The following is a 12,483-nucleotide window of genomic DNA, read 5'->3' on the forward strand; positions in this document are numbered from 1 at the left end:
AGCTGAAGTAACAAGTACTGATAATCCTCCCAGGAAAACGTAAGCTAACTACCAATGCGCGAGGCATCGCCACCTCCACTGTTCTTGTTTTGGTGCGGCCGGTGCGCGTGAACCGATTGATTGAGGAGAATATATGAGTCAACGACCACACTCGAGGTCTGCTACAGCTGCCATCGCAGTTCTCGCAGCCGCCTCTATGTTCGCTACTCTTCCTGGCACCGCTGCAGCAGCAGAATCGACAGCAAAGTCGCCCGCTGCTTCCCAGCAAAGGTCAAAGGAAGCGTTGGCAAAACTCGTAGCCGAGAAAGGTTACGTTTCGAAGAAGATACGCGAAACACAAGGTACGACGGCTGCATTCATCCAGCTTGTGCAACAGTCTGGCATCGAAAAGAAGGCAGAGAAGCTCAACGGTAAGCTCAGCCTTTCTGCCAATCAAGAGAAGAGCGCCAACCAGGAAGCCCAAGCCTCTGCAAACAAGGCTTCCCGTGTTGCAGCAAGCGTAGAAGCTGAGCTCAAGAAGCTCGATCCACAGGCAAAAGTTCAGTACACCACGAGCTACGCCATCTCCGGTTTGGCAGTTCAAGCAGATTCTCAGGCCTTGTTTAAGCTTGCACGCAACTCTTCCCACGTGTTGCGCGTTGTTCCACTGCCACAGCACACCGCTTCCGTTGCCAGCGACCCTGACATGAAGGGTGTCACCGTTTCCGGTGGTCCAGAGAGCCCTCAGAATAAGAATTCTGACAATCTGGTGCGCGCCGTCAATACCTGGAGCCAAACAGGAAAGACGGGTAAGGGCGTCAACGTGGCCATCGTCGACACCGGCCTTGACTACACGCACGCTGATTTCGGCGGCGCAGGAACTACCGACGCTTACGACACGGCATACCAAGCTCAAGATGAAGACCCTCTGACTAACCCTGCACTCAGAGGCCTGTTCGACCCTGCCAAGTTCAAGGGCGGTTACGACTTCGCAGGCGCTGCTTATAACGGCAAGAAGGTCAAGACTCCAACGCCTGATCCAAACCCGATCGATGGTTCTGGCGGCCACCACGGCACCCACGTCGCTGGAACTTCTCTCGGCTTTGGTGTCAACGCTGACGGAACCACTTTCCGCGGTGACTACACCAAGCTCACCAACGGCGACGTTTCTGGCATGCGCATTGCCCCAGGTTCCGCCCCACAAGCTGGCGTTTACGCTTTGAAGGTGTTCGGTGACTACGGCGGCTCCACTGACCTGACGCTTCAGGCTCTCGACTGGATTGCCAAGCACAATCTCACTGCTTCCGAAGAAGACAAGATTTCTCTCGTCTCCATGTCGTTGGGTGACTCCTTCGGTACCCCAGATGACCCAGAAAACGATGCTGTTGACAACTTGGCTGCTACCGGTGTTCTCTCCGTCATTGCTGCAGGCAACGACGGCGATATCACCGACATGCTGGGTGACCCGGGCGGCGCACGTTCTGCTTTGACCGTTGCTGCTTCCTCCTCTGGTAAGACGGTTCAGGATGCTCTGCGCGTCGACGAAGGCCCAGCTTCCTTGAAGGGACAGCTGCTCGCCGGTCAGTACTCTGCAGACCTTTCTGGCGACTTTGATGTGGAATCCACTGAGGTTGTCCGCGTCAAGGATTCTGCTAACCTCGATGGCTGCTCTGCATACTCTGATGAAGACAAAGCTCGCGTTGCTGGCAAGATCGCCTACGTTGAGTGGGACGACAAGGACGTGAAGTGCGGCTCTGGTAAGCGTTTCAACAATGCTGAAGCTGCTGGCGCCGTGGGCATCCTCTTCGCCTCTCAACACGACATTCCAGAAGCTGGTATCGCCGGTAACGCAACGCTTCCAGGCTTGCAGTTGGTGAAGTCTGCTGCCCAGAATGAGGAGCTTCAGAAGGCTATCGACGATGGCACGCTGAAGGTCACTCTCGCTTCTTCTTTGAAGCACGCTAAGGATGCTGATTACTCCGCCGAGTTTGAGGATACAGTGGCAAGCTTCACCTCTCGCGGCCTGCACGGTTCTCACGATGGCACGGTGAAGCCTGATGTTGCTGCTCCTGGTGTTGGTATCATCTCCGCTTCGGCTGAGTCTGGTAACCAGTTTGAAGTGATGTCGGGTACCTCGATGGCTACCCCATTGACTTCTGGTATCGCCGCTCTGGTCCGCGAAGCTCACCCTGGCTTCACTGCTCAGCAAGTCAAGGCCCAGATTGTCAACACGGCTGATCACGATGTTCTCAACGCTACTCGCAGCGCGGCTGAAGCTCCTATTCGCGTGGGTACTGGCCGTGTGGATGCTTTGGCTGCTGTGAACAACCAGGTTCAGATCAGCTCTACTGATACCGAGGCTGTAACTGTTCAGTTCGGCGTTCTTCAGGTTCCTCAAGCAGGACTGACTCAGACGAAGGAACTCGTCGTTTCCAACAACTCTGATGTTGAGCGTTCCTACCGTGCTGAGTACTTGGCACGTACTGAAACCCCAGGTGTTTCGTACACTCTGTCTGCTAACCAGGTCACTGTTCCAGCTCACGGCACCGCAAAGCTCTCTGTCACCCTGAAGGCTGACCAGGCTGCTCTGCGTCACACTCTCGATAAGAACATGGAGCCACAGGTTCTCGGCGGCGACCGTGCTTATGTGACTGATGCTTCTGGTGTGGTGAAGCTCACTCCTGTGAGCCCAGCTGTTGGTTCTGACCCTGCTGCTGTCGGCCTGCGCGTTGCAGTTTCCTCCGCTCCTCGCCCACTGTCAGAGACGGAAACTTCTCTGAAGGGCCTCAATGCTGGTGGCAAGCTCACTCTCTCTGGTCACGGTGTGAACCAGGGTGAAGGTAAGGAAGCTTACCAGTCCAAGCTGTACCCAATGGTCATGGTTGCTGACGACCCTATCAACGCTTATAGCGGCGACTTGAATACGAACGGTCAGATTTCCAAGGCTTCTGGCGACTTGCGCGCTATTGGCTACTCCTCCACTGCCCCACAGTTGGATGATCCATCACAGGGTACGTTCTCTGTGGGTATCGTTACTGATAAGGCATGGTCGAACTTCTACACTCTTGCTATGTGGCCTTCCATCTTCTTCGATGTGAATGGTGATGACGACCCGGATTACCAGACCGAAATCAATACCACCAAAGGCAAAGATGAGAATCTGGATCGCGCTGAAGCAGTGACATACGACCTCAACACTAATGAGGTTGTAGATGTTGAGCCAATCGACAAGGAATTCTTGTTCGATTCCAACCAGCTCGTGCTCTCCACCAAGCTGTCTGCTTTGGGCTTCACGAAGGACACGCAGAACCCGTCGATCAACTTCCTCGTGGTAACTCGTTCTGTTTACGTTCCATCCTCTGAGCACTATTTCATCGATCTCTATGGTCTCAATGAAACAACCACGGTCAACCCTTATGCTCCAGCTTTGAGCTTCGGCCCACTCTCTGAACAGGGCAAGAAGGCTATGGCTGACGCAAAGGCTGCTTCCTCCAGCGCCTCTACCCCAGCTCCAAGCGAGCCGGGCACAGGTTCTGAGGAGCCAGGCGCTTCTCGCACTTCGAAGAAGGCTGGCACTCAAGCTGCCCGTCGCACAACCTCTGCTCGTACTGCTGACACAAAGGAAGGCTCTGCTTCGGTCGAGCCAGTTTCTGACCCAGCTGCGCAAGCTCCAGGCCAGGTTGCCTTCGATGACCAGGATGGCCAGAGCGTGAAGGTGAGCACTGGCTCTTCTGCTCAGGACCTGCGAGTTCTGTCCATCCACAACTTGGGCAAGACCGCTCTGCGAGCCGAAGATCAGGCTCAGCCAGATGTTGATTCTCTCAGCGCAGTTGACCCTCAGAAGTTGCAGGATGCTATTGACCAGTACTCTCAGCTGAACAAGGATGAGTGGACTTCCACCAGCTACGCTGAGCTGCAAAAGCAACTCGAAGCAGCCAAGGCTGTTCTCGCTGATCCTAATGCTGACCAGCAGGCCATGGATGATGCTTATCAAGCACTTCTGACCGCTTACAACGGTCTGGTCGCTCGTGCTTCCGGCGTCTCCCGTGGCCGCCTGCAAGCAGCAGTCGGCGCTGCGGGCAAGCTCAACCCTGGCGATTACACTGACGAAACCTCTCAGGCATTGCAAGATGCTTTGAAGGCGGCTCAGGACGTTCTTGCCAATCCAGATGCAACTCAAGAGGATGTCGACAATGCTCTTGACGCCCTCTTGAAGGCAATGGATGCTCTGGAGAAGAAGCCTGCTGAGCAGCCTGGTAAGGACCAGAAGCCAGGCCAGCCATCTGAGCCAGGCAAGCCGGGTCAGCCATCTGAACCTGGTAAGCCAGCCGAGCCAGGCAAGGGTGGCAAGCAATCTGCTAAGCCACAGGTTGTTGCTCAAGCATCCCGCTCCCGCCTTGGTGAGACCGGTGCAAGCGCAAACCTCATCGCCCTCGGCGCACTGGTTCTGCTCGCCACTGGCTCCGCACTCACCCTGCTTCGTCGCAAAAACCACACCACGGTTGCTGGCGAAGAAGAGTGAATAACTCCATAAACCGGTCGAACGACTCTCCTTCATCGACCGGCGGCCACATCCCCTACAACCGCGGGATGTGAATGGTAGAAAGAAAACTCCACTGTCCGTGATTCGGCAGTGGAGTTTTCTTTTCTGATAATCTTGAGTTATTTTTCCTGAGCTTGAGCCAAACAGTGCGTAACCGAGAACCCAGCTCAAGCAACGTACAACAAAACAAGACCGGTTGCCACGCATAGAATGCAGATACCGGCCAGAATTCTCACCGTCATGACTTGCTTATGCGCAACAAGAGATCGTCCTTCCTGCCCTTTAGCACTAGCAGAACCAGCACCAGAAGCAGTGCCGAACGTCATGCTGAATAACGCTGCGAAAACAAAATGTCAGCAAGGGCGCTAAACGCGCCCTGCGCTGGCACGGTTTGACAAGTAAAGAGAGACGCCTCTTCATACGGAAAACGGCCGGATTCTGAAACTGAATCCGGCCGCATTAGTAGCGGGGCATGGATTTGAACCATGGACCTCTGGGTTATGAGCCCAGCGAGCTACCGAGCTGCTCCACCCCGCGATACGCGATGTTGCTTGTGCAACGTCTCTCTAGTTTACACAGTCTGAAAAACTTGTCAAGCACTGACACGAAAGCAGTGAACAAACAGTGAAACCGGCTCACGTCGACACTCACAAGCGCGTCCTCTCACTTCACCGCTCACAAACTCGTCCGCTCGCCTCACGAATTATCGATAAAGCTCACCACGCGAGCACAAGCAAGAAGCGTGCCATCCTCGTTGAAACCATGCGGCTGGCCAGGCAGCAACACAAGCTGCGACTCAGGAATCTCCCCCACCGCGCGGTAGCTGACATCAGGCGGCACAACAGAATCATCCATGCCCTGAACAATGAGCGTAGGCACAGGAATCTGCGCCAGCCAACGGTTCGCATCAACATCCCAGATATCCGTCGCATACTGACGGCTCAAGGTCACACCAAACTGCGTCACCTGCTCAGGAATCAGAGCTTTATCCTGGAAAACATAGCGCACAAGGTGAGGCAGCATAAACGCTGGATATTCGAAAACTGCGCGCGCATACCACTTCGACTGCTCGTGCAGTGCGATCAGCGCAGCAAGCCCTCCTTGCGATTGCCCCAGAAGCGTAATCTGCTGGATGTTCACATCACTTTGGTTGCGCAACCACTGGGTAACGGTCAGGGCATCTTGCGCCTCTGTTTTCGCTGACATCGTGGTGGTCGAGCCGGAGGATGCCGCACCTGGCGCAATTCCTCGCGGGTCGAAGAGCACGACGTCGTAGCCCGCGCGAGCCAGCCGTTGGCCAACACTCGCACGGCAGGCGCTCTGCGTAACTGCTAATCCTGAGACGCATATCACAACAGGGCGGGGCTTGAGATTATCACTGCTCAACTGCCCAGCAGCTCGCAACCTCGTTACCGAGAGGAATTGATCAGGCGAGCCAGGTACGGGAACTTTCACCGTTTCAGTAGCAGGGGTCTGCCCCGCAAAGCGCGACTGCTGGTTTCTCTCCTCCAGCCATGACAATGCCTCTTGTGGCTCGTGGGTTTCACGGCACGTGCGAGCTCGCGAGCGAAGGGTTGGACTCAGGGTGGATTCAGCCTGAGTGGAAATCTTGCGCCCTGCGATAGGCTGCTCACCAAAAGTGGCGCACTCATCAACATCGTGAGGCACAGTAAAGCCGCCAAAAGCGCGCGGATCCCGCTTGAGAGCTTGCTGGATTCTCACCGGCAAAGTTGCGCCGCTCACCACCGTCTGCCGGGCAGCTCGGCCCTGCGAAAAGGTGCGGAAAGCAAAGAAGGCGCTGGCTGCCACAAAAGCGAGTGCGAGCAGTAAAACCAAAAAATGGCGCGCCCCAGCATGGTGGGAACGCGCCTTTTTGTCACGAGAATCGTTTTCGTCACGGTAATCATCGTGATCACGGTAATCATCCGCCTCATTGGTTGGGTCGGCGAATGTTTCCGTGTAATCGTGAGAAGTCATACGCCCATTGTAGGGCGCAAAGTTGAGCCTACGCTAACTCAGCCTTCAATGGCGACAGTAGTCTCGGCTTCATCCTTAGCAGGAGCCTTCTTCGGCAAGGTCAGAGTGAGGATGCCGTTGGAGAAGGTGGCGTGGATGTCACGAGGCTGGAAGCCTTCACCCACGTAGAAGCTACGAGAACGGGTGCCAGAGAAGCGCTCGCGACGGAGCAGCTTGCCCTGAGAATCCTTATCCTCGCTCTCCTTCTTCGCAGTTGCAGTGACGACGAGGTTGCCATCCTTGAGCTGCACGTTTACATCCGACTTGTCAAAGCCAGGAAGCTCCATGGACAGCTCGTAGTCGTCGCCCTTATCACGAACATCAGTGCTCATGATGTTGGCTGGCATGGAGTTGCGAACCATGCGATCGGGGAAGAAGCTATCAAAAGCGTCATCAAAATCAGAACCAAAAACTGTTGGAAGGAATGCCATAAACCCTCACGTCCTTTCATTAACGCTTTTCGCGATGGCGGGCTCAAGCTTGCCGTCAGGCCCGTGCGGCTGGCTGTTCTCGTGCGGCTGACTGTTGAAGTAGCCGCGGGTGGAGCGCCTGCGAGCTCGGACGGCTCGTGCTCGCCCGGCCATCGTGGTCATTTGTTCTACTTGGCTCAACCCGAAATCAAGCTGCACATTCCCCGATTTCACTCTGAGTTAAAAACTTGATAGCAGTAGGCTCAAGTTTTGGGTTTGTCGAATTTAACGAGGTGTACCGGTAAGCTGAAAGAGTCGCCAACAGCGATAGCAACCATTACAGCCATGAGCAAGGAGGCGCTTTTATGGCTCACATGGAAAACGTCCCACGTTTCGGCCAGCTGGGAATTTTGAACGTAACCCCAGCTCCTTCACCAGAAGGGTTCCCACCACGAGTGGAATTGGGTGAGCAATTCCCTCTCACCGCACAAGTTTTCGGCGCAGGCCGCGAACCCGTGCGCGCAGAGGTGACCCTCACTAATCCAGCAGGAAAGCACTTTACTTATGCCATGCCAGTGAAAGAAGAAGGCCTTGACCTCTTCGAACTGCAGGCACAAGCAGGCAAACCCAGCACGCTGATGCCATGGCAAAGCGGTTATAAGGCCCACGTTGCCCCACAGCTTGGCCACTGGACCTTCGTCATCACCGGTTGGGAAGATCGCTTCTCTCTGTGGCTGCACGACATCGCTATTCGCGTGTCCGTTCACGACGACGACCTCGAAAACGCATTCGCCGAAGGTGCACAACTGTTGCAAACCTGGACTAACAAGCGCTCGTCTCACGTCCCAGCCGCTTCCAAGAAGCTGCTTCACGACACAGCAGAAAAGCTCGTGGACACCAGCTTGAGCGCTGAGGAGCGCCTGAGCTTGGCTCAGAGCAACGAACTGCGCCAGCTCAACGAGGTTCACCCACTGCGCACGAACCAAACAAAGTCGTCCACCTTCCACCTCGAAGTGGAGCGCCCACATGCAAGCTTCACCTCGTGGTATCAGTTCTTCCCCCGCTCGGAGGGCGCTCACTACGCAGCAGACGGAAGCATCGTCCCCGGCACTCTCAAAACTGCAGTCGCCGGCTTGGAGCGCGCCAAGGAAGAAGGCTTCAACACCGTTTACATTCCACCGATCTTCCCTATCGGCGTCACTCACCGCAAGGGTAAGGACGGCTCTCTGATCGCCAGCCCCACCGACCCAGGCTCTCCATGGGCTATCGGCTCGGAGCAGGGCGGCCACGACACCGTCGACCCAGCACTGGGCAGCATGAAGGACTTCGCAGACTTCTGCCACCGCGCCCACGAGCTCGACCTCGAAGTCGCCCTCGACTTCGCCCTGCAGTGCTCGCCAGACCACCCCTGGGTTAAGCAGCATCCCAACTGGTTCAAACACAAGGCTGACGGTTCCATCGCCTTCGCCGAGAACCCGCCAATGAAGTATGAGGACATCTACCCTCTCAACTTCGACGAGGACATGGACGGCATCATCGAAGAAACCGTGCGCTGCATGAAGGTGTGGATCAAGGCCGGCGTGACAGCATTCCGCGTTGATAATCCTCATACCAAGCCCACTGCCTTCTGGCAGCAGGTGATCGCCGAGGTTCACGAGGACCACCCTGAGGTGCTCTTCCTCGCCGAATCCTTCACCCGCCCAGCACCTCGCCGCGCCCTGGCATACGCTGGCTTCACCCAGTCGCACTGCTACTTCCTGTGGCGCAACACGGGTGAAGAGCTTGAGGAGTTCCTGCCGCAGGTGAACGGCACGGATGGCTTCTATACTCACGACACTTTGTGGCCATCGACGCCTGATAATCTGACGGCATTCCTGCGTGACGGCGGCATTGCTGCTCACGCTATCCGCGCGGTTTTGGCAGCTTTGGGCTCGCCAACCTGGGGTATTTACTCGGGCTATGAGCTGGTGGAGAACAAGCAGCTGGAAGGTACCGAAGAGCCTGCCGACAACGAAAAGTTTGAGATCAAGGTGCGCGACTGGAATGCCACCGACCAGTACGGCATCAAGCTGTTGCTCACCGTTCTCAACAAGATTCGCTCCGAGCATCCGGCAACGCACTCCTTCCACAACCTCACGGTTCATAAGAGTGATAACCCGAATGTCATCGCCTTCTCGCGCTATACCCCGGCTAAGGTAAGCCCGACGGGTAAGGCCGACCGTTTGGTGTGCGTGGTCAACCTGGACCCTCACAACACGCAGGCCGCCAATATTGAGCTTGACCTGGGCGCTCTGGCCTTGGATGCGAACGCCGGCTTTGACGTTGAGGACCTTCTCACTGGAGCCGTTTTCCACTGGGGCTCGCACAACTGGGTGTGCTTGTCTCCTAACCAGGAGGTCGCTCACATCCTGTCGGTACGCGCCTGAATTTCGAATTTCTCAAGATTATCAGGCTGCGGCTGATGAGTGCGCATTGATAATCTTGAGAGACTTCATGAGGGCAACGTAACTGAGGTGAAGGCATATGCGCGGTAGAATTCCTGCCGCGCATTACCATAGTGAAGGTAATGGTGACTCGTAAAGGAGAGCATATGGCAAACGAGACTTTCGACGTGTTGGTCGAGATTCCGCAGGGTTCGAAGAACAAGTATGAAGTGGACCAGCACACTGGCCGCATCACTCTGGACCGCACCCTGTTTACCGCAATGGGCTACCCACAGTGCTACGGCTACATTGAGGGTACTTTGGGCGAAGATGGCGATCCACTGGACGCTTTGGTTATGCTTCCTGTTCCTGTGTTCCCAGGCTGCGTCGTGAAGTGCCGCGCCATCGCTGAGTTCGACATGACCGACGAAGAGGGCGTGGACTCCAAGATCCTGTGCGTGCCAGCAGATGTTCGTTTCGACGGCTACCAGGATGTTGACGATGTGAACAAGTTCACCCTCGACGAGATCCAGAACTTCTTCGAGAACTACAAGGTTCTCGAGCCAGGCAAGGACGTCAAGCCAGGTTCTCACTGGCTGAACAAGGAAGCCGCTCAGAAGGCCATTGATGCAGCATTCGCTCGCGTCAACGACCCTAACGCAAAGCGCAACTGAGCTGTGGCGAGAAAACCGCTTCGGTTATAAAAAGGCCCTGCACCTTCACGGGTGCAGGGCTTTTTCTTGCGTTAAGAGGGGCGCAAGCTTATTGTTCAAGATTATCAGCGCTTGAAGGTGTTCAGCGGACGGCAGTTGTACGGGACGAAGCTAGGCGGGCTGCAGTTGTGCGCACTGATAATCTTGAGAAACTCATACCAAGAGGAAGAGCGGGATCAGCGTGCCGCACAAGCCCAACGTGAGCAACGGCAAGCCAACGCCTACGCGAGCGGCATCGAGGTCGGCCGACTTTTCACCAGGCTGGAGCATGTAGGCTGAGCGGATGAAGCCGATCATCATCACAATGTCAATGAAGATGACGATGAAGAGCAGGCCCCACGCCATCGCCGGCATTTGCGCGGTGAGCAGGAGCGGGACGAAAAGCCAACCGCCCATCAGGAAGCTCGAAGCGCCAACGAGGAGCAGCTCACCAGCGGAAGCGATCATATGAGTGCGGTCGCGGCGAAGCATTTGTGTCACGAAAATCACGGTGATCAGGGCAACCAGAGCCCACAACATGGCGCGCATCCACCAGAAAACAGCTTCGACCAGCGCGTAAGAAATGCGGCCAGAGACGCTCATCGTCAAAATGGCGAAAAGCGAGGCGGCGACACCGCACACACCCCACACGCCGGCGACGATGCTCGGTGCGGTTTGCGGGGTTTCCGGCTCCATATACGGCATGCGCCAGGCCATGGCGGCGATGGTGATGACCACGAAAACGGCGGCAACGATTGGCGCGCCCATATGCCAGGTTTCTGGCAGCAGCGAGGTGAGCAGGGCCGGGATGATTGCCACAGCGATGATGGCCAGAACGCTGACGAGCAGAGCCGGGCGGAAGGTGCGCTGGGAGCGTTCTGCTGCTCGCGATGCAACTTTAATGCGTTCGATACGTTCTTGGTCAGCGGCAGAAGCGTGCTGTGCGCTGGAGTGCTGAGGAGCGGCGCTGGAATTTTGTGGAGCGTCGGCTTCTGCAGATTGAGCCCTTTCTGCAGATTGAGCTTTTTCAGTGCGAGCGCCTTGCTCAACGGCCTCAGCAGCCTCAGCAGCTGTTGCCTCTCCAGCAGCAGGCGCAGCGGAAACAACGTCTTCTTGAGCTTCATGAGCAGCATTCACCTCAGCTGCAGCGAACACTTCAGTGCTGTCGTTACCGCTCATACCTTCCGTGTTCCTGCTCTCGTTCTCGCTGTACGCCATGCTCGTCCTCCTTGATGTGCACATCTTTCCCTCCAGCTTAGCAATAATGCGCCATCGCAGCTTGCCTCACTGCCTTGGTTTCTCAGGTGAGCAGATTCCACTCACCTCGCTCACAATCGAGACTAGAAAATCCGAAAAAAACTCCATCATTCGATCAAACTACGAGTAAGAATCTGCCGAATATAAGCGCTAGGCGTCAACCCCTGCTTGGCTGCAGCAGAGTCTATTCAAATTCCTTTTCTCTACGTCCTACTTATCAATCAGAGATAGAAACTCAAGCGCTTATGAAATTGTTATCCAGGTCTCATGGCAAACAGAGCAGCGCTAGAAAACCTGAAATTTTTGATGTTTTTGCTGATAATCTCCTGCCTTTCCGCCTGTGTGCTTAAGATAAAGAAGTACTTTCGTACATCTCACGGAGAGGAGCCGACGTGACTGACCTCACGCTTATGACAGCCGCTCATGATCCAGCAACAGTGTTGCCTTCATTAGCGCTTCTCTCTCATCGCGTCCGCGTTCTGCCGCTCGAGCCCAGCGCTTTGCCTAAAATGCCGGAATACACCATCCTTTTCATGGATGCTCGCGAAAATTTGGGTATGGCGAAGTCTATTTGCCGGCTCATTCACACCACGAATCTTTCTATTCCGATCATCCTGATTCTCACTGACGGCGGTTTTACCGTCATTAATTCCGAGTGGGGCGTTTCTGATCTGATTCTTTCCCAGGCAAGCCCGGCCGAGGTTGAGGCGCGCTTGAGGCTGATTAATGAGCGTGCTGTTCGAGGAATGGTGTCCACTGGCCGCGGTCGCATTCGCCATGAAGTTGAGGAACCTCGTCGTCAAGATGATTCTGACACTATTCGCTCGGGCGACCTCGTGATTAACACCGCCGGATATTCAGCAACTTTGAATGGCAAGCCTCTGAACTTGGCTTACAAGGAGTTCGAGTTGTTGCGCTACTTGGTGGAACATCCGGGTCGCGTTTTCACGCGTGCCCAGCTGCTGCAAGAGGTGTGGGGTTACGACTACTACGGCGGCACTCGCACTGTCGACGTGCATGTCCGCCGTTTGCGCGCCAAACTCGGCACTGAATATGAGAATCTCATCGGCACGGTTCGCAACGTCGGCTACCGTTACGACCTGCCGAAGAAGCGTTAGTCTGCCTTCACGCCCCTCTCGAGTTGTGTGAGATTACCACCGCGC

At 55.6% G+C, this 12,483-nt stretch carries 8 protein-coding genes and 1 tRNA gene; 4 read left to right on the forward strand and 5 right to left on the reverse strand.

All coding sequences use genetic code 11. The features are described 5' to 3' along the window. Positions 1 to 133: 133 nt before the first annotated feature. Positions 134 to 4,501, forward strand: a complete 4,368-nt coding sequence (locus AEAE_RS00200) for a S8 family serine peptidase (RefSeq protein WP_094689171.1) — start codon at positions 134 to 136, stop codon at positions 4,499 to 4,501. 188 nt (positions 4,502 to 4,689) lie between these two features. Here the strand turns inward: AEAE_RS00200 and AEAE_RS06740 are convergent, their stop codons facing one another. The 4 genes from AEAE_RS06740 to AEAE_RS00215 all read right to left on the reverse strand — a co-directional run bounded on the left by AEAE_RS06740 (position 4,690) and on the right by AEAE_RS00215 (position 6,969). Beyond that, positions 4,690 to 4,848: a hypothetical protein gene (locus AEAE_RS06740; RefSeq protein WP_158520441.1), complete on the reverse strand. Its 159-nt coding sequence runs from the start codon at positions 4,846 to 4,848 to the stop codon at positions 4,690 to 4,692. Positions 4,849 to 4,985: 137 nt separating this feature from the next. Then, a tRNA-Met gene (locus AEAE_RS00205) sits at positions 4,986 to 5,059 on the reverse strand. Positions 5,060 to 5,218: 159 nt separating this feature from the next. Continuing rightward, positions 5,219 to 6,499 (reverse strand): alpha/beta hydrolase family protein, encoded by a 1,281-nt coding sequence (locus AEAE_RS00210; RefSeq protein ID WP_094689172.1) that lies wholly within the window; start codon positions 6,497 to 6,499, stop codon positions 5,219 to 5,221. A gap of 38 nt (positions 6,500 to 6,537) precedes the next feature. Next, a complete protein-coding gene (locus AEAE_RS00215; protein ID WP_094689173.1) occupies positions 6,538 to 6,969 on the reverse strand; it encodes an Hsp20/alpha crystallin family protein in 432 nt (143 codons plus the stop codon). Between the two features lie 344 nt (positions 6,970 to 7,313). On the opposite strand from AEAE_RS00215, the gene AEAE_RS00220 reads away from it, so the two are divergent. Further along, entirely contained in the window at positions 7,314 to 9,374 is a 2,061-nt protein-coding gene (locus AEAE_RS00220; protein ID WP_094689174.1) for a maltotransferase domain-containing protein, read from the forward strand. Between the two features lie 164 nt (positions 9,375 to 9,538). Beyond that, the gene (locus AEAE_RS00225) at positions 9,539 to 10,045 is read left to right on the forward strand and encodes an inorganic diphosphatase (RefSeq protein ID WP_094689175.1); all 507 of its coding nucleotides are present in this window, start codon (positions 9,539 to 9,541) and stop codon (positions 10,043 to 10,045) included. A 192-nt stretch (positions 10,046 to 10,237) separates the two neighbouring features. Here AEAE_RS00225 and AEAE_RS00230 read toward each other — a convergent pair whose 3' ends face one another. After that, the gene (locus AEAE_RS00230; RefSeq protein ID WP_094689176.1) at positions 10,238 to 11,281 is read right to left on the reverse strand and encodes a hypothetical protein; all 1,044 of its coding nucleotides are present in this window, start codon (positions 11,279 to 11,281) and stop codon (positions 10,238 to 10,240) included. A 431-nt stretch (positions 11,282 to 11,712) separates the two neighbouring features. Here AEAE_RS00230 and AEAE_RS00235 point away from each other — a divergent pair, with 431 nt between their 5' ends. Continuing rightward, on the forward strand, positions 11,713 to 12,438 hold the full coding sequence (locus AEAE_RS00235) for a response regulator transcription factor (protein WP_094689177.1): 726 nt from the start codon (positions 11,713 to 11,715) through the stop codon (positions 12,436 to 12,438). Positions 12,439 to 12,483 lie beyond the last annotated feature (45 nt).

Origin of the sequence: Aeriscardovia aeriphila, assembly GCF_002259595.1 — a bacterium.
GTDB classification, from domain to species: Bacteria; Actinomycetota; Actinomycetes; order Actinomycetales; family Bifidobacteriaceae; genus Aeriscardovia; species Aeriscardovia aeriphila.

Excerpts from the sequence above, each read along its gene's own strand:
- AEAE_RS00200 (WP_094689171.1), top strand. The coding sequence starts at position 134 with ATGAGTCAACGACCACACTCGAGGTCTGCTACAGCTGCCATCGCAGTT.
- AEAE_RS06740 (WP_158520441.1), bottom strand. The coding sequence starts at position 4,848 with ATGACGTTCGGCACTGCTTCTGGTGCTGGTTCTGCTAGTGCTAAAGGG.
- AEAE_RS00210 (WP_094689172.1), bottom strand. The coding sequence starts at position 6,499 with ATGACTTCTCACGATTACACGGAAACATTCGCCGACCCAACCAATGAG.
- AEAE_RS00215 (WP_094689173.1), bottom strand. The coding sequence starts at position 6,969 with ATGGCATTCCTTCCAACAGTTTTTGGTTCTGATTTTGATGACGCTTTT.
- AEAE_RS00220 (WP_094689174.1), top strand. The coding sequence starts at position 7,314 with ATGGCTCACATGGAAAACGTCCCACGTTTCGGCCAGCTGGGAATTTTG.
- AEAE_RS00225 (WP_094689175.1), top strand. The coding sequence starts at position 9,539 with ATGGCAAACGAGACTTTCGACGTGTTGGTCGAGATTCCGCAGGGTTCG.
- AEAE_RS00230 (WP_094689176.1), bottom strand. The coding sequence starts at position 11,281 with ATGGCGTACAGCGAGAACGAGAGCAGGAACACGGAAGGTATGAGCGGT.